The 21,588-nt window shown below is 62.2% G+C and carries 17 protein-coding genes; 8 read left to right on the top strand and 9 right to left on the bottom strand.

What is annotated here, in order from left to right; genetic code table 11:
- The first annotated feature begins 288 nt into the window (after positions 1-288).
- From AD662_RS18855 to AD662_RS29550, 6 genes are all read left to right on the top strand, one after another.
- Entirely contained in the window at positions 289-1,986 is a 1,698-nt protein-coding gene (locus AD662_RS18855) for a sulfatase-like hydrolase/transferase (protein ID WP_018602652.1), read from the top strand.
- A gap of 1,047 nt (positions 1,987-3,033) precedes the next feature.
- Positions 3,034-3,702 (top strand): ABC transporter ATP-binding protein, encoded by a 669-nt coding sequence (locus tag AD662_RS18850; protein WP_046064579.1) that lies wholly within the window; start codon positions 3,034-3,036, stop codon positions 3,700-3,702.
- A complete protein-coding gene (locus AD662_RS18845; RefSeq protein ID WP_082308760.1) occupies positions 3,702-6,170 on the top strand; it encodes an ABC transporter permease in 2,469 nt (822 codons plus the stop codon). The genes AD662_RS18850 and AD662_RS18845 overlap by 1 nt, the downstream gene beginning before the upstream one ends.
- Entirely contained in the window at positions 6,160-7,233 is a 1,074-nt protein-coding gene (locus AD662_RS18840; protein WP_053189394.1) for a lipocalin-like domain-containing protein, read from the top strand. The genes AD662_RS18845 and AD662_RS18840 overlap by 11 nt, the downstream gene beginning before the upstream one ends.
- Before the next feature lie 65 nt (positions 7,234-7,298).
- Positions 7,299-7,541, top strand: coding sequence for a hypothetical protein (locus AD662_RS18835; RefSeq protein ID WP_053189393.1), 243 nt, complete (start codon positions 7,299-7,301; stop codon positions 7,539-7,541).
- Positions 7,542-7,572: 31 nt separating this feature from the next.
- On the top strand, positions 7,573-7,746 hold the full coding sequence (locus AD662_RS29550) for a hypothetical protein (RefSeq protein ID WP_162843737.1): 174 nt from the start codon (positions 7,573-7,575) through the stop codon (positions 7,744-7,746).
- 514 nt (positions 7,747-8,260) lie between these two features.
- Here the strand turns inward: AD662_RS29550 and AD662_RS18830 are convergent.
- From AD662_RS18830 to AD662_RS18805, 6 genes are all read right to left on the bottom strand, one after another.
- A complete protein-coding gene (locus tag AD662_RS18830) occupies positions 8,261-8,779 on the bottom strand; it encodes an Hcp family type VI secretion system effector (protein ID WP_018608738.1) in 519 nt (172 codons plus the stop codon).
- 298 nt (positions 8,780-9,077) lie between these two features.
- Positions 9,078-10,454 (bottom strand): 2-oxoadipate dioxygenase/decarboxylase HglS, encoded by a 1,377-nt coding sequence (hglS, locus tag AD662_RS18825; RefSeq protein WP_053189391.1) that lies wholly within the window; start codon positions 10,452-10,454, stop codon positions 9,078-9,080.
- A gap of 88 nt (positions 10,455-10,542) precedes the next feature.
- Positions 10,543-11,763 (bottom strand): glycolate oxidase subunit GlcF, encoded by a 1,221-nt coding sequence (glcF, locus tag AD662_RS18820; protein ID WP_053189389.1) that lies wholly within the window; start codon positions 11,761-11,763, stop codon positions 10,543-10,545.
- 1 nt (position 11,764) lies between these two features.
- Entirely contained in the window at positions 11,765-12,823 is a 1,059-nt protein-coding gene (gene glcE, locus AD662_RS18815; RefSeq protein ID WP_053189387.1) for a glycolate oxidase subunit GlcE, read from the bottom strand.
- Positions 12,823-14,322, bottom strand: a complete 1,500-nt coding sequence (glcD, locus tag AD662_RS18810) for a glycolate oxidase subunit GlcD (RefSeq protein WP_053189386.1) — start codon at positions 14,320-14,322, stop codon at positions 12,823-12,825. Before glcD ends, glcE begins: the two co-directional genes overlap by 1 nt.
- A 153-nt stretch (positions 14,323-14,475) precedes the next feature.
- Positions 14,476-15,405 carry an alpha/beta fold hydrolase gene (locus AD662_RS18805; protein WP_018607077.1) on the bottom strand — a complete coding sequence of 310 codons (930 nt, stop codon included), beginning with the start codon at positions 15,403-15,405 and terminating at the stop codon, positions 14,476-14,478.
- Between the two features lie 296 nt (positions 15,406-15,701).
- Here AD662_RS18805 and AD662_RS18800 point away from each other — a divergent pair, with 296 nt between their 5' ends.
- Both AD662_RS18800 and AD662_RS18795 read left to right on the top strand, forming a co-directional pair.
- The gene (locus AD662_RS18800) at positions 15,702-16,787 is read left to right on the top strand and encodes a diguanylate cyclase (RefSeq protein ID WP_053189384.1); all 1,086 of its coding nucleotides are present in this window, start codon (positions 15,702-15,704) and stop codon (positions 16,785-16,787) included.
- A gap of 85 nt (positions 16,788-16,872) precedes the next feature.
- Positions 16,873-18,111 (top strand): M20/M25/M40 family metallo-hydrolase, encoded by a 1,239-nt coding sequence (locus tag AD662_RS18795; protein ID WP_053189382.1) that lies wholly within the window; start codon positions 16,873-16,875, stop codon positions 18,109-18,111.
- Positions 18,112-18,307: 196 nt separating this feature from the next.
- On the opposite strand, the gene AD662_RS18790 is transcribed toward AD662_RS18795, so the two are convergent.
- The 3 genes from AD662_RS18790 to xthA form a co-directional block, all read right to left on the bottom strand.
- On the bottom strand, positions 18,308-18,640 hold the full coding sequence (locus AD662_RS18790) for a DUF6124 family protein (RefSeq protein WP_053189379.1): 333 nt from the start codon (positions 18,638-18,640) through the stop codon (positions 18,308-18,310).
- A gap of 489 nt (positions 18,641-19,129) precedes the next feature.
- A complete protein-coding gene (locus AD662_RS18780) occupies positions 19,130-20,464 on the bottom strand; it encodes a substrate-binding domain-containing protein (protein WP_053189376.1) in 1,335 nt (444 codons plus the stop codon).
- 231 nt (positions 20,465-20,695) lie between these two features.
- Positions 20,696-21,508, bottom strand: coding sequence for an exodeoxyribonuclease III (gene xthA / locus AD662_RS18775; RefSeq protein ID WP_003203684.1), 813 nt, complete (start codon positions 21,506-21,508; stop codon positions 20,696-20,698).
- Positions 21,509-21,588: the final 80 nt, after the last annotated feature.

Genomic DNA, 21,588 nt, shown 5'->3' with positions numbered 1-21,588 from the left:
AATGACAGTTGTCAGTGTTGGCAATTCAAGTGAAGTCGGGCCTTTTGATATCAAGTCCTTGACTGTCTTAATAAAGTGGCTGTTTTATTGGGCTTTACGGGAATTTGACAAAGCGATAAACGGTAGTAATCCATAGATTTTTACATTTTGTGACGGCATTTCGTGTCATTTTTGGGGTAACTTTTTTTTGACGCATGGTTCGGGTGAAGCATTTCTTGCGCTTTGAACATCGGCTGCTAACGTGCAGGAACGAAGCGCTTTCGACAGTGCGATCCGGTCGAGGAAAACATGGCCCGTTACCTCAAGGAACTGCTGCTGGTTCTGTACCTGCTCAAGGGATACGACTATTACCTCGACCGTCTCGACGCGTTGGGCTTGGGCTTGGCAACCTTGCTGTTCGGCACCATGTTTGTGCTGTTGGTGCTGGCGCTGTGGATGAGCGCCTACATACGCCAGACCTTGGTGAGGCATGTGTTTGCCTTGGCGATGTTTTTTTCAGCGGTGTTTTTCGAGGTGTACACCCGGGTCACGGACAGTTACCTGACCTATAGCCAGTTCGTTTCGCTGGTGTACTCGGGAGGATTTATCCAGGAGGCGGCCTATCAGTACCGCGAGGTGATTATCAGCGCGGTGATCAGCGGCTTGCTGCTGTTGTTCGGCATCGCGCTCAAGCCTCAAAGGTCGCTGCGGTTGCCCGGCTACCTGCCCATGGCGGCGCCCGTGTTGGGCGTGTTGTTGCTCAGTGGCGTGTTGTTCGTGCGGGCAGGCGAGGGTGCACGCGGCCTGCCGGTGATGTACACGCCCTTGGCCTATTTGAATCTGTTTGCCTACGAGTCCTTGCACAACACCGTCGGCCCCCGGGAGCCGGTCACCCTGGTACGACGATCGTCTATGATCGAGCAGGATATCGTGCTGATCATCGATGAAAGCATTGGCGGCAATTACCTGGATATCAACACGCCGTTCGGCGTGCACACCGGCCTGAAGACGCCGCCCGAGGGCGTGGATGTCTTCAATTTCGGCTATGCGGCCTCCATCGCCAATTGCAGCGCCGACACCAACGTCACCCTGCGCTACGGCGGCACGCGCACCGACTACGTGCGCATCAACAGCACCCGACCGTCGATCTGGCAGTATGCCAAGAAGGCCGGTTTGCGTACCGTCTACATCGACGCCCAGCGCACCGGCGGCTACCTGCAGAACCTGATGACCGAACTGGAAAAACAGGACATCGACGAATTCGTCCAATTCGACCAGGCCAGCGTGCGCGACCGTGACATGGCGGCGGCGGCGAAGTTGATCGAGCTGTTGGGCGACAACCAGGCCGAGCTGGTGGTGGTCAACAAAGTGGGGGCGCATTTCCCGGTACACGACAAATACCCCGACGACTTCATGAACTACCGCCCAGCCTTGCCGCGAGGGCAGTTCCAGGACGTGGTCGACACCGGCAGCCGCGACGGCTTCAATGGCCAGAAAGATGATTGGCTGTTGTACCGCAACGCCTACCAGAACACCTTGCTGTGGAACGTCGGCGAGTTCTTCAAGCGAATCTTCCAGCAGGCTGATTTGAGCCATGCGGTGTTGATCTATACCTCCGACCACGGCCAGGACTTGCACGAGCGCGGCAACCCCGGGCTCAACACCCATTGCGGCGGTGACCCGGTGGCGGAGGAGGGGTTGGTGCCGTTGGTGGTGATCCAGGGCGCGCAGTTGCATGCCCTGGACTGGCGCCGAGCCTGGGCACAGAACAAAGATCGCTCCAGCCACTACAACATCTTCCCGACGCTGTTGCAGTTGATGGGGTACGAGCCGGCCGGGGTTGAATCGGCCTATGGGAAATCCCTGAGCCAACCAACCGATGATGATTTCACTTTCAACTATCGCTTTAATGCGCGGTTGGGGGCGAAACCGGCTTGGAAACACATCGACTTGGGCGACATCGTGACACCGCAGTCCGGCCAGGTTGAGATGGCGGAGGGGCATTGACTGGTGCTGAGCTCTTGTTGATTGAGTACATATCCATTGCTGCGGTAACGGCCACTTAGGGTTTCGCCCTTACGGCGACTCACTTTTTTTCAGACGCCAAAAAAAGTAAGCAAAAAAGGCTTGCCCCACCACTTGGCACCTCGCCTAGGCTCGGTGTGCCCGAACGAAGGCATTGCTCCGTGGGCCGCCGCGAAGGGCCATCCATGGCCCAGCGCGGCTAACCCGGCATCCATGCCGGGTTGCCCACTGCGCAATGCCTGCGTTCGGCCAGCGTGGTTAACGGGGCGCCGAAATCAACGTCCACCGCGAGGCGGCCTGGTAGCCGACCTGGCTCTCCTGGTCGTACACCCGTCAAATCTGTGGGAGCAAAGCTTGCTCGCGATAGCGGTGGCTCAGTCACATGGATGTTGGGCTTGCTGGCCTCATCGCGAGCAAGCTTTGCTCCCACAGGGGACTGGGTGCACATGGATTTTGTGCCTGCTTGATCCAGTGTGGGAGCGGGCTTGCTCGCGAAGGCGGCTCCATTGCCAATGAAGAGGTTGAATGTGCCGGCCTCATCGCGAGCAAGCCCGCTCCCATAGGAGAAACGCGGTCCCACCAAGAACCAGGTCGGCTATAAGGCCGCCTCGCGGTGGACGTTGATCTCGGCGCCCCGTTAACCACGCTGGCCGAACGCAGGCATTGTGCAGTGGGCATCCCGGCATGGATGCCGGGATAGCCGCGCTGGGCCATGGATGGCCCTTCGCGGCGGGCCCACGGAGCAATGCCGGAGTGAGGGCATGCCGAGCCTAGGCGAGGCACCGAGTGGTGGGGCAGAAGCGCTTTGGTTACTTTCGACTGGGCCGGCTTCCGCGCTTTTCGAAAGTGACCCGCCGTCAGGGCGGAACCATAAGTCGCCGTTACCGCAGCAACGGATATACACCCCCACCCGACGAGCAAATACCAAGGCTCGCCAGCGGCATGGGGGACGCACAGCAGTATTGGCCGATGGGGCCAGCCCCTCAACTCCGCTATCCTGACCCCCACGTTCATCCATCGAGCCTTTTCATGCTTGAAGTCCGCGATGTTTTCAAAAGCTACCCCACGCCCCAAGGCCCATTACCGGTGCTGCAAGGCATCGACCTGACGCTGATGCCCGGCAGCAGCCTGGCGCTGATGGGAGAGTCAGGCAGCGGCAAGAGCACCCTGCTGCACCTGGTCGCCGGGCTGGACAAGGTCGATCGCGGCAGCATTCGCAGTGGCGAGTATCGGCTCGATGGCATGAGTGAAAGCCAGTTGGCGAATTGGCGACGCACGGAAATCGGCCTGGTGTTCCAGCAGTTCAACCTCATCAGCAGCTTGTCGGTGGAGGACAACCTGGCGTTCCAGGCGCGTCTGTGCGGCCGTTATGACGCAGCGTGGCAAGCCCATCTGGTGCAGCGGCTCGGGCTTTCAGCGCTGCTGCGGCGTTATCCCGAGCAACTGTCCGGCGGCCAGCAACAGCGGGTGGCGCTGGGGCGGGCGTTGGCCTCGCGACCGCCCTTGTTGCTGGCCGATGAACCCACCGGCAGCCTCGACGAAGCCACCAGCGACGAAGTCCTGCAACTGCTGCTGGAACTGCTGGAGGGCAGCCCCACCAGCCTGCTGATGGTGACCCACAGTCCACGGGTGGCGGCTCGCCTGGCCCAGCGCGTGGTGTTGCACGGCGGGCAGTTGGCGCAGGTGGCCCAGGGGTGATGATTTTTCGCCAGACCCTCAAGGCCCTGCTCAGCCATTGGCGCCAGCACCCGGTGCAATTCTTCAGCGTGCTGACTGGCCTGTGGTTGGCCACCAGCCTGCTCACCGGCGTGCAAGCGCTGAACAGTCAGGCCCGGGACAGCTACGCCCGGGCCAGCCAATTGATCGGCGGCGAACCCCAGGCCAGCCTCAGTGCACCCGGTGGCGGCACCTTCCCCCAGCAATGGTTTGTCGAGCTGCGGCGTCAGGGCTGGCCAGTGTCGCCAGTGTTGCAGGCTCGAGTGCTGCTCAAGGACCACGAGGATCAGCGCCTGCAACTGATGGGCATCGACCCGGTGTCGTTGCCGCCCGGTGCCGCGCTGGCGGGGCAGGCGCGGGAGATGACCGAGGTGGTGGCGTTCTTTACCGACCCCGGCCGTACCTGGATCGCCCCGCAAACCTTGCAAGCCCTGGGGCTGACCGAGGGTGACCGACCCCAGAGCGTCGATGGACAATCCCTGCCACCGCTGCATGCCCAGGAGGACATGGCGCCGGGCGTGCTGTTGATGGACATCGGTTTTGCCCAACAGGTACTCGGGTTGCCGGAGCAACTGTCTCGACTGTTGTTGCCTGCCACGTTCAGCGCCGCATTACCGCAAGCGTTCAACGGTCGCCTGCAACTCAAGCACGCTGATGAAGAAAACAACCTGTCGCGCCTGACCGAAAGTTTTCACCTGAACCTCGATGCCTTGGGGTTTTTATCCTTTGTGGTGGGTCTGTTCATCGTTCACGCGGCCATCGGCCTGGCCCTGGAACAACGCCGCAGTCTGTTGCGGACCCTGCGCGCCTGTGGCGTCAGTGCACGGGTGCTGGTCACCAGCCTGACCATCGAACTGGGCGCGTTGGCCTTGCTGGGCGGGATCGCCGGGGTGCTCAGCGGCTATTGGCTGGCGAGCGTGTTGTTGCCCGATGTCGCGGCGAGCCTGCGGGGTTTGTACGGCGCCGAAGTGGCCGGGCACTTGAACCTCAGCCCGTGGTGGTGGTTCAGCGGTGTCGGCCTGAGCCTGCTCGGTGCACTGCTGGCCGGCGCTGACAGTCTGCTGCGCGCGGCGCGCCTGCCCTTGCTGGCGCTGGCCAACCCCCAGGCCTGGCATCAGGCCCATGCCCGCTGGCTGCGACGCCAGGGGTGGGTGGCGACAGTGGCGGTGTTGATTGGCGCATCGGCGTTGATCTGGGGCGACAGCCTGGCCAGCGGTTTTGTCCTGATGACGGCCTTGTTGCTGGGCGCGGCGCTGGCCTTGCCGGTGTTGCTCAACAGTGCGCTGAAGCGGTTGTTGAGCCGCAGCCGCTCGGTGCTCGGGCAGTGGTTTCTTGCCGATTGCCGCCAGCAATTGCCGACACTGAGCCTGGCGTTGATGGCCTTGTTGCTGGCGCTGGCGGCGAACATCGGCGCTGGCAGCATGACCGCCGGTTTTCGCCAGACGTTCAGCAATTGGCTCGAGCAACGGTTGACCGCCGAGTTGTACATCAACCCGCAAACCCCGGCCCAGGCAAACGAACTGCACACCTGGCTCAAGCAGCAACCGGCGATCACTGCCGTCGTTCCCCTCTGGCAAGTGTCGGTCCCGTTGCAGGGCTGGCCGACGGACATCCACGGCATCATCGATCACCCCCACTATCGACAGCATTGGCCGCTGCTGGAATCGGCCGGCGACAAGCCGTGGGAGCAACTGGCCGCCGCCGACACCCTCATGCTCAGCGAACAACTGGCACGGCGTCTCAAGGTGAGTATCGGTGATCAGTTGACCCTGCCGACACCTCAGGGGCCATGGGCACTGCGCATCGTGGGCATCTACGCCGACTACGGCAATCCCAAGGGCCATGTGCTGGTCAATGCCGACCACTTGCTGGCGCACTGGCCGAACCTGACGCCGAACCGTTTCAACCTGCGCATCGAACCGTCCGCGATCCCGGCGCTACTGACAGCGTTGCAAGGCCGGTTCAGCCTGGATGACAGCCGCATCGTCGACCAGGCCCGGCTCAAGGGCTGGTCGACCCAGGTGTTCGAACGCACCTTCGCCGCCACCGCCGCCCTCAACAGCCTGACCCTGGCGGTGGCCGGCGTGGCGTTGTTCATCAGCCTGCTGACCCAGAGCCAGAGTCGCCTCGGTCAGTTGGCGCCGCTGTGGGCGCTGGGGGTGACGCGTCGGCAGTTGATGCTGCTCAACCTCGGCCAGACCTGGCTGCTGGCGTTGCTGACATTGGTCCTGGCGTTGCCGCTGGGCATCGCCCTGGCCTGGTGCCTGGACACGGTGATCAACGTGCAGGCCTTCGGTTGGCGCCTGCCGTTGCGGGTGTTCCCGTTGCAACTGGTGCAGTTGCTGGCCCTGGCGATGCTCGCCACGCTACTGGCATCGGCCTGGCCGCTGTATGCGCTGTACCGCACGCAGCCGGCGGATTTGCTGAGGACCTTTGCCCATGAAGATTAGAGTCGGCGTGTTGTTGCTGCTGGCGTTGCTCAGCGGTTGTGATGACTCCGCGCCAGCGCAAAAAGGCTTTGCCGGCCTCGGCGACCAGGCTGTCGCGTTCACGCCGGTTGTGCCTGGGCGGGTGTTCAGTTTCCCCGCCGACCATGGCCTTCATGACGGTTTTCGCATCGAGTGGTGGTACGTCACCGCCAATCTCCAGGACGCCCAGGGGCATGAGTTCGGCGTGCAATGGACGTTGTTTCGCAGCGCCTTGAATGCCGCGCCCCAGGCCGGTGGCTGGCGCAACCAGACCATCTGGCTCGGCCACGCGGCGGTCACCTCCGCCACCGTGCACCATGCCGCCGAGCGTTATGCCCGAGGCGGGGTGGGGCAGGCCGGGGTGCAGGCGCTGCCCTTCAAAGCCTGGATCGACGATTGGCAATTCGGTACCCAGGCTTCAGGGGCCGAGCCGTTGGCGGACATGCAATTGAAGGCGCGCGACCCACGCTTCAGCTATGCATTGCGGCTGACGTCGAGCCGGCCGCTGGTGTTGCAGGGCGAGCAAGGTTTCAGCCAGAAATCCGAACAGGGGCAGGCGTCGTACTACTACAGCCAGCCGTTCTTCCAGGCCAGCGGTGAATTGGAAATCGATGGCCAGCGTTACACGGTCAGCGGCCCGGCCTGGCTCGACCGCGAATGGAGCAGCCAGCCCCTGACCGCAAACCAGACCGGCTGGGACTGGTTTTCCCTGCACCTGGACAACGGCGAGCACCTGATGCTCTACCGCATGCGCCATAAGGAGGGCGCGCCGTATCTCACCGGCACCTGGATCGACGCCCAGGGCCAAGCGCAAACCCTGCACGCCGGGGAAATCAGCCTGGTGCCCCAGGACACCGCCAAGGTCGCCGGGCGCTCGATGCCGATAGGCTGGGCGATCAAGATCCCCAGCAAACAACTCGACATCACCCTCCACGCGCTCAATCCCAATGCCTGGATGAACCTGCGCATCCCCTATTGGGAAGGACCGGTGCGACTGCGTGGCAGCCAGGGCGGCACCGGTTACCTGGAAATGACCGGCTACTGAGAATCGCCGGAACTCCCCGCGAACGTCGACCCTCATAGTTTATGAACGTCTCGCAGGAGCCCGTCATGAGCGATGACCTCAAACTTGCGTCGCTGGCCGATTGGCAGCGATTGTTCGACGACCAGGCCTACTGGCAGCAGTCCCCCGATGCCCACTTCACCGAGCTGATGCGGGTGGCCAATGACCTGTTCGGCCAGGGCGCCATCGACCTGGCGCAGTGGCAGGCCTTGAAGACCAGGGCCGAGCAACTGCACCAGCGCTCTCCAGATGCCAACGTCGCTGAAGAAGTCGCCGACCCTGACGCCTGACCTCAGGCCTGAAAGATTCAAGGAGTTCGCCATGCAGCAACGCCCCGACCAAACCCGGCAAAACCCCGACGCCCCGGCATTGCCTGGTGAAGTGGAACGCGATAATGACGCCTTGCGGTCCAATGACCCGGCCAAGCGCAAACAACAGCACGGCGACCCTGAGGCAGGGGATACCGATGCACAGAAAACCGGTCGGCGTGGCTGAGGTTTGTCACGTCGACCGGCATTAAAAACAGTTTTTTAATGACTGTTTAATTTTCCTGCATGGATAACTTTTTTGTATTTGTCCATGTTTTGTATAAGTGTTTACGCCGCTAGCGCAGGAGTTGCCATCCAAACACTGTTGGCTGGGAGCTTGCCCGCTGGATGCGAAGAAGATATGTGTACGCTGCGTAGGAGCTGTCGAGTGCAACGAGGCTGCGATCTTGCCCCAGGCACTTGAGTCCCAAGCGAAAGATCAAAAGATCGCAGGCTTCGCCAGCTCCTACAGAAATATGAAAGGCTTCAATGTTAAACAATTATTTAAACAGGCTCGCGGACATATTCTGAAAGTTCCATTATTATTATTCGCGTTCGCCCAGTGTCAGGCTCTTTACCAGTGCATGGATTGCCGAGGCCATCGCACTGGGCGAACACCACCCTGAATCAACAACTATCGATTATTTTCAACTGCACATCGACCCGCAGAATTGGCCGATGCGTGAGTGGTTACCTCCGATTCAACCAGCGGCCGGCGAGCGCCAGTCATCGGAGCCCGAGGTGCCGCTGACTTCGTGGGTCCAAGTGATTTTGCGGTATGTGAAGTGCACGTCCTCCAGATGGGTGAAGTGTGAATTTTCTGGGTTCTGGCAGTTGAGCATGTAGTCCTTGATATCGACGATGATCGCGTCCTCCAACGTGGTGGTGTAGTAGTGCTCTTGGCTGCCTGCGGCCGAAGTGCGGTACCACTGGATCTTGACTTCCTTCAGCCGTTCGCCGCTCGTTAGGGCGACCTGAAGCAGTGGCGAAGCTTTGTCGAATACCTTGGTGATGATCAGGGGTTTGTGTATGCGCTGACCGGTTGGCTGGCCGGACTGCGGATCGCGAGGGATGGTCACTTGGTGCTCGAAAGCCTGCACCATGACCTGATCTTCATGACCCTCTTGGTAGGTGTTGCCCACTGAATCGGCGGTAAACGCACCGGCGGTGATCAGACCTTGTTTGGTGCCCTCAACGGACATGTACGCGGGAGTTGCCAATGGATGCTCTCCTTCCTGGATAACGATAGGACCTGGGACGGGAGTCGCCCCGAGGTGGCCTCACGGATATCAAGAGCTATGCCATCTTTTAAAAACCTATATATATCAATAGGTTGATCTTATATCGGGAAGCGTCTCCCTGCAGGCAAGCGAGAAAGCGCTCAAAGGCTTGCCCGGCCCATTGCAGCGCCTCGCGACCCGATCAGACACCGCGATACCCGGGTCGGCAGGCCAAGAAAGGCGCGCCGCGCGCACGCCTATCAGGCAGTTTTTTGCCGTTTTGTCCTTCGGCTTATTCCTACACGCCCAATGCAGCCCTGCACTCATCGATGGAGCGCTGTTGTGTCTGGGCGTATAAACCCAGCTCATCAATGGTCGCTCGCCCCAGCGCCTCTTCGAAGGCCTGACGGTTGGACTGGCCGGCAAAATGACTCTGGGCGGCATCGCCGAGGTTCGACTGGAAAATACCGGCGGCACTGACGGGCAGGAAGTCCTCGTACATCAAGGGTTCGGCGTGCAGGTATTGCTGCTCGAGCAAGTGCTCCAAGGAGGCCGCTTGTGCAAGGGTGCCCTTGGCGGCGAGGCCCTCGGGCGTGACGAAATAGCGGAAATACGCCAATGCCTGTCGGCGCAGTTCGTCGTGGTTGTCAGGGAATTCGACAAAGTGTTCGGCCATCAGTTGGTTGTAGCGTTCGGCGTTGGCTTCGTTGGGAAACGCCCCCAGCGCATCGCGCGCGGCGTTCAGCAATCGATCGTAGAGCGCGCGGCCCTTGGGCGTGAGGGCCGCGCCACGTTGCTCGATTTCACCGAAGCGGGCGCTGTGGCTGCCTTGGGTCTGGGTCTGGTCGGTGAAGGCGACGGGTTCGTCGAGTGCCTTGAAACTGGTCTGGCGCAGCAGGATCGGGCATTGGCGACGGGGTGGGCCTTCGATCACGGCCTTGGGGGTAATGCCGTGCACGGGCATACGGGCCTGGACGATGTCGATGTCCAGGGTACGCGGTGTCAGGTGATTGATGTGCGGGCCCTTGAACGCCACCACATCGGCGATCAGGCGATGTTGGGCGCTCAGTTGCCGGTACTGTTCGGCGGTGACGGTGGCGCTGTGGTGCCAGCGAAAGGTTTCCAGAGCCTGTAGGACGAAGTCCTCAGCCTGGGATTCGCTCAGGCCACCCTGGTGTTCGGCCAGCTCAATGAGCTCAAGGGCCCTGGGGGTGAAGATCTGCCGTTTGGCCAACACCGACTCGGCAAAGGCCCGAAGCTCGGCGTTCTCGATCAGTTCCAGGCGCAGCAGCGAGGTAAACACCCGGAACGGACTGACCTGCAACGCGCTTTCGTGCACGGCGCGGAAGGCGGTGGAATGCACCGGCACCCCGGCAGGCGTGAGGTCGTAGTAGCCCACCGGCTGCATGCCCATGACCGCGAACAGGCGCCCCAGGGTCGCCAGCTCGGCGGCGGTGCCGACGCGGATCGCGCCGTGGCGTTCCAGGTCCAGGCGCTCGAGTTCGCCGGTGCTGCGCAGGTGTGCGGCCAGGACCGGGTCTTCGGCCAGCACTTGGGCGTTGGTGTGTTCCACCAGCTTCATCAGCGCGCCATACAGCGGCACCTCGTCGCGGTACATGTCGGACATCGCTCTGGAGAAGCGTTGGCGGATCAGGTCGGGGCTGACGAAGCTCATCGTAAGAATTCCTGGCGAGGGCTGTGGGAAAGTTGGACGAAAGATCGCAGCCTTCGCCGGCCCCGGCAAACGAAGAATCTTCAGGACTTCATTCTGCCAGGGACTGATCCACCAGCTCGATCCAGTGCCGCACGGGCGTGCGACCGGCGCCGTCGAGGTGGTTCTGGCAGCCGACGTTGGCGGTGACGATCAGCTCCGGCTGGCCGCTTTCCAGCGCATTGAGGCGGTTGTCGCGCAATTGCCGCGCCAGGGCGGGCTGGGTCAGCGAATAGGTGCCGGCCGAGCCGCAACACAAATGGCCGTCGGGCACCTCGGTGAGGTTGAAACCCAGTCGCGTCAGCAGCGCCTCGATGCTGCCGCCGAGTTTCTGCGCGTGCTGCAAGGTGCAGGGGCAATGCACGGCAATGCGCTGGTTCCTGGCCGCGCAGATCTGTTCCAGCGGTTCCTTGCCGAGCACTTGCACCAGGTCCAATGCCCGTTCGCTTACTTGTCTGGCCTTGGCGGCATAGCTGGGGTCATGTTCCAGCAGGTGCCCGTAGTCCTTGATGAACGCGCCGCAGCCGCTGGCCGTCTGGACAATGGCTTCAGCACCGTTTTCCAAGTGCGGCCACCAGGCGTCGATGTTCTGTCGGGCGCGGTCCAAGCCGGTGGCCTGGGCGTCGAGGTGATAATCCAGCGCGCCGCAGCAGCCGGCCTGCGCACAAGGGATCACGCTAACGCCGAGTCGATCCAGCACCCGCGCTGCCGAGGCATTGGTGTTGGGCGACAGGCCCGGTTGCACGCAACCTTCGAGCATCAACACCGTACGCCGATGCCGCAGAGGCGGGCGCTCGCCGTGAGGCGGGGAAGGGCGCGGCAACTTCGCGGTCAGGTTCGTCGGCAGCAGCGCACGGAACACTGTCCCAAGGCGCAGCAAGGCCTTGAACCGCTCGGGGCTGGCGGCCAGGCTGCGCAGCCCCAGGCGCAGCGCGCGTTGGCCGGTGGCGCGCGGTACAGCGTGATCGACCACCTCCCGGCCGATGTCCAGCAGGTTGTGGTAATCCACGCCGGACGGGCAGGTGGTTTCGCAGTTGCGACACGACAGGCAGCGATCCAGGTGCAGTTGGGTGCTGGCCGTCGCCGGCTGGCCTTCGAGCACCTGCTTGATCAGGTAGATGCGTCCGCGCGGGCCGTCCAGTTCATCGCCGAGCAATTGGTAAGTGGGGCAGGTGGCATTGCAGAAACCGCAATGCACGCAACTGCGCAGGATCCGTTCGGCTTCGTCGGCGCGGGGCAGATTTTTGCTTTCCTCACTAAACCGAGTCTGCACGCTAGAACTCCGGATACATCCGACCAGGATTGAACAGCCCCAAGGGATCGAGCTGGGCCTTGAGTTGCCGGTGATAGCGCAGTAGCGCCGGGGCCAGTGGCTGGAACGGTGTGTCGCTGGCCCCCTGACGATAGCAGGTGGCATGGCCGCCGACTTCATGGGCCAGGGCTTGCACCGTGTCGGCCTCGGTTTTCAACCAGCGTTGGGCGCCGGCCCAGTCGATCAACTGCGCGCCGGGCAGGGTGAGCGGCCCGGTATGGTTGGGCAACGACAGACGCCACAGGGGCAAGCCTTCATCGAAGAAGGCCAACTGATGTTCATTGAGTGCCGTCCAGTATTGATCGTCGATCACCTCGCCACCGAAACGCTGATGAGCGGCACTGACCGAGCCTTCGCCACCCTCCAGGCGCAGGTGCAGGCAGTCGCCGTCATGGCTGGCGGCGCTGATGGGCAGCGGCTGACGACCCCATTCGGCGAGTTTTTCCAGGGCCTCGGCGCTGTCCAGTTCCAGGCGGATACTCAGGCTGTGACGGGGTTTGGGCAGGACCTTCAAGGAGACTTCGGTGATCACCCCCAGGCAACCGAAACTGCCGGCCAACAGGCGCGAGAGGTCGTAGCCGGCGACGTTTTTCATCACCTCGCCGCCGAAACGCAGCAACGTGCCGTGGCCACTGATCAGGCGCGTGCCCAGGACAAAGTCACGCACCGAACCGGCCCATGGACGACGCGGCCCCGACAGCCCGGCGGCGACCATGCCGCCGACCGTGGCGTCGTCGCCAAATGTTGGCGGTTCGCAGGGCAGCCGCTGGCCGGCGGCGTCGAGGGCGGCAAGCAGTTCCCGCAGCGGGGTGCCGGCCCGGGCCGTGATGACCAGTTCGGTGGGGTCGTAGTGGACGATGCCACGATGGACGCGGGTGTCCAGCACTTCGCCGGCCACTTCGCGCCCCAGGAAGGCCTTGCTGTTCGAACCCTGGATACGCAGCGGCGTGGCGTTGGCCCGGGCGCGATTGACCTGTTCGAGCAGCAGGTCGCTGGCGTCCTGGTCGGCTTCGCGGCTCATCAGAAACGCTCCAGTTCGGGAAACGGCAGTTGCCCGCCATGGATGTGCATGGCACCGAATTCAGCGCAGCGGTGCAGGGTCGGGATGTTCTTGCCGGGGTTGAGCAGGCCTTGGGGATCGAACGCTGCTTTTACCGCGTGGAACAGGTTCAGTTCGTCGCTGTTGAATTGCGTGCACATCTGATTGATTTTTTCCCGGCCCACACCGTGTTCGCCAGTGATGCTGCCGCCCACCTGGACACACAGTTCGAGGATTTTCCCGCCCAGGGTTTCGGCGCGCTCCAGTTCGCCGGGCTGGTTGGCATCGAACAGGATCAGCGGGTGCATGTTGCCGTCACCGGCGTGAAAGACGTTGGCGACGCGCAGGCCATGTTCGGCACCGAGGCTGGCGATGCGCTGCAGCACCTCGGGCAAGGCGCGTCGCGGGATGGTGCCGTCCATGCAGTAATAATCCGGCGCCAGGCGACCCACCGCCGGGAAGGCGTTCTTGCGCCCGGCCCAGAAGCGCAGCCGTTCGGCCTCGTCCCGCGCCTGGCGCACCTCGGTGGCACCGGCCTGCTCCAACACCTGGCGGACCCGTTCGCAATCGTCATGGACATCGGCCTCGACCCCGTCCAGTTCACACAGCAGGATCGCTTCGGCTTCCACGGGATAGCCGGCGTGGATGAAGTCCTCGGCGGCGCGGATCGCCAGGTTGTCCATCATTTCCAGGCCGCCGGGGATGATCCCGGCGGCGATGATGTCGGCCACCGCTCGCCCGGCCTTGTCCACCGAATCGAAACTGGCCAGCAGCACCTTGGCGACCTGGGGCCGGGGCAGCAGTTTGACCGTCACTTCGGTGATCACCCCCAGCAAACCTTCGGAACCGGTGAACAGTGCCAGCAGGTCCAGGCCCGGCGAATCCAGGGCTTCGCTGCCCAGGGTCAGGCGTTCGCCTTCAATGGTGAGGATTTCCAGTTTCAACAGGTTGTGCACCGTCAGGCCGTACTTGAGGCAGTGCACGCCGCCGGCGTTTTCCGCGACATTGCCACCGATGGAACAGGCGATCTGCGACGAGGGATCCGGTGCGTAATACAGCCCGAACGGTGCCGCCGCCTGGGAGATCGCCAGGTTGCGTACACCGGGCTGAAGCCGCGCGGTGCGGGCGTCGGGGTCGATGTGCAGGATCTGGTTGAACCGCGCCATCACCAGTAACACGCCACTTTCCAGGGGTAGGGCGCCGCCGGACAGACCGGTCCCGGCGCCCCTGGCGACCACGGGCACATTCAGCCCATGGCAGAGCGTGAGCAGCGCCTGCACCTGCTCGACTCGCCTGGGCAATACCACCAGCAGGGGCGTGGTGCGGTAGGCCGACAGGCCATCGCATTCATAGGGCTTGAGGTCTTCCTCGCGGTGCAGGATCTCCAGGTCTGGAATCTGTGTCTGCAAGGTGTGAAGCAGGGCTTGTTTGTCCACCTTGGGCAAGGGGCCGTCGAGGTGTTCGTCGTAGAGGATGTTCATGAAGTCGATACCTCTGATTCGGCTCGAATTCCTGTGGGAGCGAGCTTGCTCGCGATGGCGGTGGATCAGCTTGCATCCACGTTGAATGTGTCACCGCTATCGCGAGCAAGCTCGCTCCCACATAGGGTTCATTTTGTTATTTTTGCATCGCAGTCACTGCCCCAACCCCTTGAGAAACTCCCGGTACAGCGCCGCGGTTTTCCCCGGTCGTTCGACCATGGGCATGTGGCCGATACCGTCCCAGATTTCCACCCGCAAATCGGCGATGCCCTTGCTCCACACCGGCACGCTGCTGACGTCGATCAGCCGGTCCTTGCGTCCCCAGAGTAGCAGCGACGGGGCGCTGATGTCGGCCAGGCGCGGTTCCATCGGCGGGCTGGCGCGAAAATCGACGAAGATCTCCGCCAGTTCATCGCGGCGCCGTTCGTAACGTTCGGCCATTGCCGCCAGCACCACGCTGGGCACCCAGGGCGGGGAGGCCATGGTCATTGCGTAGAACGGCGCGAAATCGTCCCGCGAGTCGACGAGGAACGGGTTATGCCCGGCGGCCAGGTGGCGTTCCATGTCGCTGGCTTCGGGGGCAGTGACGCCGGCCGGATCGATCAGCGCCAGGGTCAGCACGCGCTCGGGCGACGTGGCCGCCAGCCATGCGGCGAGGTAACCGCCCATGGAATTGCCGATCACGTGGACCTTGTCCAGGCCACAGGCGTCGAGCAATTCGATCACCCGCCGGGCCTGGGTCGGGATGTCATAGCCGCCGCCGGCCTTGAAGCCGGTTTCGCCATGGCCGGCCAGATCGGGCACCACCACCCGGTAGTCGCCGACAAAATGCCGGGCAAAGCGCAGCCAGAGATTCTTGTCGGCGCTGTAGCCATGCAGCATCAGGATGCTGCCGGACGCTTCATAGGGCCCACCTTGCCAGGTCGATACGGTCATCTCGCTGATGGGGACGGTGATCTTGTGCAACCGGTAGAGACGTGCCTCCAGCGCCATGCCCATGTCGTACAGCACATGGCCGATGCCTGGATACGTCAACCAGCTCCAGGCGATAAACACGGCAAGGACTACCCACAACACCAGCATGTTTTGCTCTCCATGGGTCAGGACAGAATGTGATCGGCCAGTCTGAGCCGACGGGTCAGATACCGTTAAGTGAAGCTGAAACCCGAGCACATCGCGATGACATGGCGCATTTGCTTTGCTACTTGCTATGACAGCCGCCGGATGACTCATGTATAGCCAAAATCCGCAGCAGGGCCCGACATTTGAAGGAGAATAAATACCCCTTCATTCAATGGTGGCTATTTGATGCTGCCCTGATAGACTCCAAGCTACCCCCCGTCCCAATGACTTGGGAAACCCGCGGTGCAGAGGTTCTTATGCAAAAAACGGGAAAAAAGGGACGGACGCTGGCCAGGAGGCTTTATATATCGCGCATTCTGGGCCTGACGCTGGGGTTGCTGTTGGTGAGTGTTGCCGTCTTTCCCCTCGAACCGGCGCCGTGGGTCTGGGGGTTCATGCTGTTCAACGGCCTGCTCTGGCCACATTTGGCCTACTGGTGGGGCCGGCATTGTTCGAGGCCGTACTACGTCGAACACCTCAATTTACTGATCGATGCGGTGCTCGGTGGCTTCTGGGTCGTGGCGATGCAGTTCAACCCGCTGCCCACGGCCGTCACGCTGGCGATGATGGCGATGAACAACGTTGCCATCGGCGGCCTGCGTTTCCTGCTTATCGGGGTGCTGGCCCAAGTGACGGGCATCATCGTGGGTGTGCTGATCTTTCCGCTGACCAGCGTGCCCATGACCAGCCCGGCGCAGATCTATGCGTGTTTGCCGTTGCTGTGCCTGTACCCAATGGCGCTGGGTTGGTTCTGCTATCGCCAGGCCTACATCCTGGGCCGGCAAAAGCGCGAGTTGTTGGCCCTGAGTCGCACCGACAGCCTGACCGGCTTGCTTAACCATGGCGCCTGGAAAGATCGCCTCAACGAGGAGTTCCAGCGCTGCCAGCGTCACCCGAATGACGGGGCAGGGCGCGGCGCGATTGCGCTGATCGACATCGATCACTTCAAGGCCATCAATGACACCTATGGCCATGTCGCCGGCGACATCGTGTTGCGCCAGCTTGGCAAGATGCTCAAGCAGAACCTGCGCGCCGCCGATGTGGTCGGGCGTTATGGCGGGGACGAGTTCTGTGTGATTCTGCCGGACCTGACGCTTCACAATGCCGTGCAGGCCATGGACGGGTTGCGCGAGCGTTTTGCGACGCTCAGCTATGAACAGAACCCGGCGCTGAAGGTGAGCCTGAGCATTGGCCTGGCGGCCTTCAACCCGGCTTATGGCGATGCGACCCATTGGCTCAATGATGCCGACCAGGCGCTTTACGAGGCCAAGACCGGCGGGCGCAACCGGGTCACGTGTTACCGGCATCGGCAGGTGTTGGAGGCCTCGGTCATTTCCCCTTGAGGTGGCCACCTGCGGTCTAGAGCCTTGGCCCATTGTCGGGTAGGGTGCCTATGGCACTCTTTCGATACGGAACAAGGATGAAATCATGATGATGACCGCTCTTCGCTCCCGTCTGGCCGTCAGTCTTGGCCTGAGCCTGGCCCTCGGCGCCTTCGCCCCCGTTGCTCTCGCGCAGCCCCATCAACAAGTCCTGAACGACGCCGAACAGTACAAGGGCGAGGCCCTGAAACTGCTCGAACGGTTGGTGAATATCGACTCTGGCTCAGGCTATGTGCCGGGGCTGACCCAGGTCGGTGATATTGCGATCGATGAATTGACGAAGTTGGGCGCCACCATCGAAAAGGTGCCTAACTCGGACGGCACCCAGCACATCCTGGCGACCCTCAAGGGCACCGGCAAGGCAAGAATCCTGCTGATGGCCCACATGGACACGGTGTTCAAGGAAGGCTCGGCCGCCGAGCGTCCCTTCCACATCAAGGATGGCCGGGCCTATGGGCCGGGGGTGATGGATGACAAGGGCGGCATCGTTGCCGGGATCTACGCTTTGAAAGTCCTCAAGAACCTCGACTTCAAGAATTACGCGCAAATCACCTTCCTGCTCGACGCCAGCGAAGAAACCGGTTCGGACGCCGCCACCGACCTGATCAAGAAAACCGCCAAGGCCCATGACGTGACCCTCAACCTCGAGCCGGGTCGCCCGGCCGATGGTTTGGTGGTGTGGCGCAAGGGCAGTGCCACGGCGCTGGTGGAGGTCAAGGGCAAGGCGTCCCACGCCGGTGTCGCGCCGGAACTGGGGCGCAATGCGGCGATGGAAGCCGCGCACCAGATTCTGCAACTGGGCAAGCTCGGCGACGCGGAAAAGAAAACCACCATCAACTTCACGGTGATCAAGGCCGGCGACCGGACCAACGTGATCCCCGACCAGGCGAGCGCCAAGGCGGATGTGCGGGCGGCGGTGCCGGAAGAGTTCGACCGCATCGAAAAAGACCTGGCCCGGGTGTCACAGGACAAGTTGATCGCCGACACCGAAGTCACCACCAGCCTCAAGCGCGGCCTGCCACCGATGCCGCAGACGGCGGAGTCGGACCGGTTGATGGCCATGGCCCAAGGCATCTATGGCGAACTGGGGCGCAAACTGACGGAAGAAGGCAGCGGTGGAGCGGCGGATGCCAGCCTGTCGGCCGGGGTCGGTACGCCGACGTTGGATGGTTTCGGCATTGTCGGTGGCAACATCCATACGCCGGAGGAATACGCTGAGGTTGAGAGTGTGGTGCCAAGGATCTATCTGCTGTCGCGGATGATCATGGAGCTGGCGGGGCGCTAACGCGCTGCCCGTTCTTTAAGGATCGAATGTGGGAGCAAGGCTTGCCCGCGATGAAGACGACGCGGTCTCCTGGGGAACCGAGGAGCCTGCATCGCGAGCAAGCTTTGCTCCCACAATGAATCCCCTCGCCACAAAGCAGGGTTCGCGTTGGCCTCTGGAGATGTTCTTAAGAGGCCAGTTCCATGTGGTGAGTCGGCTAGCGGGCTTCGACGTTGTCCAACGCTCGGTTTGCCAGCTGTCCACTCAATTCGATCAATTGCTGGATGCCCAGGGCAATATGGCGCCTTGAGCCTTCCAGATCGAAGGCCAGGTCGCTGAGCATGGCGTTGGCCGAGGCCAGGTTTTCGCTGAGGTTGGCGAGCAGGGTTTCGGTGTCTACACCATGGGCGACGGTGAACAGTTGGCCTGTATCAGCCTCGGGTTTGCTGGGTTTGGGCTTGAGGTAGTAGTCGAGGGCGCGGTCGGCGGCTTTGTCGAACGCTTTTGATGATGGATCAGTATCCGGTGGGTTCGGTGTTGGCTTGAACATGGATTGAAACTCCTTGGTAATTGGAGCCGCAACCTTTTGCTACCAAACATTAGGTGGCGGCTATACGCAGGTTGGTAGACCGGGTACCAAGGCAAACCCAGCGCGCCCAAGGGCGCCCCGCGCACAGCCGCCATAATAAATATGCCGGAGCCGTGCGCCTTAGTTTTACCCGGGCTACCAAACCCGATCGCTGATTCGTCAGCGACCCGGAAACGATAAAGCCCTGGCCCCAAGGCACACAAGCCGGCGGATTCTGGCGTAGTTGTAGGCAATGGCGCAAGGTGAGGCCGTTTGGTCTTACGCCGAGATTAATGCGATAAACATCCAGGCTTTTGTGGCGAGGGAATTCAGCGAAACGTCGCACCGCCCCGCTGTGGGAGCAAGGCTTGCCCGCGATGAAGATGACGCGGTCTCCTGGGGAACCGAGGTGCCTGCATCGCGAGCAAGCTTTGCTCCCACAGGGATTTGTGTTGCGCCGTTTGACCAGGTTCAGTAAACCCAAACCTCAACTCGCCGATTCCTGACCCGCCCTTCATCCTCACTGTTGGCCGCCACCGGCATCAATGCACCGAACCCCCGTACCTCTCGCAGTGCCACACCGTATTTGACCAGTTCACGCCGCACCGCCATGGCCCGCAGTTTGGACAGAAGGTCGGCCCGCGCCGGGTCGTCCTTGGCGTCGCCAAAACCCACCAGCGTCACGCGTCGATCGGTTTTGCCATGCTGCTTTATATAGTCGAGCACGCGGCCCAGGTCTTGATGGGCCTTGTTGTCCAGGCTGGCGCTGCCTTCTTCGAAGCGGAAGTTCACGGTCAAGCGTTGGGCGTGGCGGCTCAGGGCCTGGTAACCCTCGGGCATCAACGCATTCGGTGTGACGGCCATGGCCTGGACGGTCTGGGCGATAAACCCGTTGGCGGCGACGATGGCCTGGCCTTTGTCGCTTTGGGTGAACGCCACCAGCGCCTCGGCCCACGGATTGGTTCCCCAGGGTGGCAAGTAGAAGAACAGGCGCCGGGAAAGCGGGTAGTCCTCGGTGGCGATCAGGTGGTTGAGCGGCAGCATGGGTTGCGAAGCGCCGTCGACAATCGCCAGTGCCTTGGCCTGGCGCACATAGGGCAAACCGATGAAGCCGATGCCTTGCGGGTCCTGGCTGACAGCGTCGGACAACTGTTCGCTGGATTCGAAGCGCCGTGCTGAAGGATCCAGCCGTTTGCCCTGTCGGCCGAGGACCAGTTCCTTGAAGGTATCGTAGGTGCCGGACTGTTCATCGCGGGCATACAGATGAATCGGCCCACCGACGCCGCCCACGGCCTCCCAGGTTTTCACCTCGCCACTGAATATCCGCGCCAGTTGCACGGTATCGAGCTGACGCAACGGGTTCTGCGGATGAAGAATAATCGCCAGGCCATCAATGGCGATGACCTGCTCGGCGGTGGGACTTTTCAGGTCGCCCAGGGACGACAGTTCCTTCAGCTCGCTGTCCTTGATCGGTCGCGAAGAGGCGGCCAGGTCGGCGTTGCCCTGCTTGAGGGCGGCGAAGCCGGTGCTGGAGCCGTGGGCCGCGATGTCCACTTCCACCCGCCGGCCGTCGACGGTCTGGCCGACGATGCGCTGTTCGTTGTCGTGACCGGTGATTTCGCTGCTGACCCTGAGCAGCCCCTGATCTTCCATCAACCCCCTGACCAGGGCCGGCCCGAGCGCCGCGCCGATGGTGTTGGAACCTTGGAGGCGCAGGGCCAGGCCCTGTTCGGGAATGGGCAAACTGCCGGCCGATGCCATGAACGGCAGCCAGAGGCCGATGAAAAAGACAACGCGCAGCCGCATGCCGACACCTGCTGAACCCGAGGAAGTGCCGGAAGATTAAGTCAGTCAGGTTACTGAAAGGTGACAGGGTTGCGACTTGTCAGGCGCGGCAGGGCAATGGGGTCGCAGAATCAGAAAGTTTCTGTGGGAGCAAAGCTTGCTCGCGATGCAGGCGGCACGGTTCAACTGAAAGGCCGTGTCATCGTTCATCGCGAGCAAGCTTTGCTCCCACAGGGGTTTTGTGTGCGCCAGTCAGCTCAACTGCAGCCAGATCGGCGCATGGTCCGACGGTTTTTCCATGCCCCGCAGTTCGTAGTCCACGCCGGCGTCCTTGACCCGTGGCAGCAGGCCATGGGAGGTGAGGATCAGGTCGATACGCAGGCCGCGCTTGGGCTCGTCCTCGAAACCGCGGCTGCGGTAGTCGAACCAGCTGAAGCGGTCGGTGACGTCCGGGTTCAGGTGACGGAAGCTGTCCACCAGGCCCCAGTTCTTCAGGCGGGCCATCCATTCGCGTTCTTCCGGCAGGAAGCTGCATTTGCCGGTTTTTAGCCAGCGCTTCATGTTGTCCGGACCGATGCCGATGTCGCAGTCTTCCGGAGAAATGTTCACGTCGCCCATTACCACCACCGGCTGGTCGTTGCTGAAGCGGCTTTCCAGCAATTGCTGCAAATCGCTGTAGAAACGTTCCTTGGCCGGGAATTTGGTCGGGTGGTCGCGGCTTTCACCTTGTGGGAAATAACCGTTCATGATGGTCACCGGCACGCCGTTGGCATCGGCGAAGGTGCCCCAGATGAAGCGCCGCTGGGCGTCCTCGTCGTCGCCCTCGAAGCCCTTGTACAGGCTCAGTGGCGCCTGGCGCGAGAGCAGGGCGACGCCGTAATGGCCCTTTTGCCCGTGGTAATGCACGTGGTAGCCCAGGGCCTGCACCTCGGCCAGGGGAAATTGTTCGTCGTGGACCTTGGTTTCCTGCAGCCCGATCACGTCCGGCTGGTGCTTCTCGATCAGCGCCGCCAACTGATGGGGGCGGGCGCGCAGCCCGTTGATGTTGAAGGAGACGATCTTCATGGTCGGCTGTCCTGGCAAAACTGCGATGCTAGCTGACATGTCGGAACACGGCCAGCGTGGCAGTAGGACAAATGCACTGC

The sequence above is a fragment of the Pseudomonas kilonensis genome (assembly GCF_001269885.1).
In the GTDB taxonomy this organism is placed as follows: domain Bacteria; phylum Pseudomonadota; class Gammaproteobacteria; order Pseudomonadales; family Pseudomonadaceae; genus Aquipseudomonas; species Aquipseudomonas kilonensis.
Note: the sequence above shows the minus strand (reverse complement) of the source record. Positions and strands in the feature narration are given on the sequence as shown.

Excerpts from the sequence above, each read along its gene's own strand:
- glcE (WP_053189387.1), bottom strand. The coding sequence starts at position 12,823 with ATGAGCCGCGAAGCCGACCAGGACGCCAGCGACCTGCTGCTCGAACAG.
- AD662_RS18850 (WP_046064579.1), top strand. The coding sequence starts at position 3,034 with ATGCTTGAAGTCCGCGATGTTTTCAAAAGCTACCCCACGCCCCAAGGC.
- AD662_RS18840 (WP_053189394.1), top strand. The coding sequence starts at position 6,160 with ATGAAGATTAGAGTCGGCGTGTTGTTGCTGCTGGCGTTGCTCAGCGGT.
- AD662_RS29550 (WP_162843737.1), top strand. The coding sequence starts at position 7,573 with ATGCAGCAACGCCCCGACCAAACCCGGCAAAACCCCGACGCCCCGGCA.
- AD662_RS18790 (WP_053189379.1), bottom strand. The coding sequence starts at position 18,640 with ATGTTCAAGCCAACACCGAACCCACCGGATACTGATCCATCATCAAAA.
- AD662_RS18845 (WP_082308760.1), top strand. The coding sequence starts at position 3,702 with ATGATTTTTCGCCAGACCCTCAAGGCCCTGCTCAGCCATTGGCGCCAG.
- xthA (WP_003203684.1), bottom strand. The coding sequence starts at position 21,508 with ATGAAGATCGTCTCCTTCAACATCAACGGGCTGCGCGCCCGCCCCCAT.
- AD662_RS18795 (WP_053189382.1), top strand. The coding sequence starts at position 16,873 with ATGATGATGACCGCTCTTCGCTCCCGTCTGGCCGTCAGTCTTGGCCTG.
- hglS (WP_053189391.1), bottom strand. The coding sequence starts at position 10,454 with ATGAGCTTCGTCAGCCCCGACCTGATCCGCCAACGCTTCTCCAGAGCG.
- glcD (WP_053189386.1), bottom strand. The coding sequence starts at position 14,322 with ATGAACATCCTCTACGACGAACACCTCGACGGCCCCTTGCCCAAGGTG.
- AD662_RS18780 (WP_053189376.1), bottom strand. The coding sequence starts at position 20,464 with ATGCGGCTGCGCGTTGTCTTTTTCATCGGCCTCTGGCTGCCGTTCATG.
- AD662_RS18835 (WP_053189393.1), top strand. The coding sequence starts at position 7,299 with ATGAGCGATGACCTCAAACTTGCGTCGCTGGCCGATTGGCAGCGATTG.
- AD662_RS18855 (WP_018602652.1), top strand. The coding sequence starts at position 289 with ATGGCCCGTTACCTCAAGGAACTGCTGCTGGTTCTGTACCTGCTCAAG.
- AD662_RS18800 (WP_053189384.1), top strand. The coding sequence starts at position 15,702 with ATGCAAAAAACGGGAAAAAAGGGACGGACGCTGGCCAGGAGGCTTTAT.
- AD662_RS18805 (WP_018607077.1), bottom strand. The coding sequence starts at position 15,405 with ATGCTGGTGTTGTGGGTAGTCCTTGCCGTGTTTATCGCCTGGAGCTGG.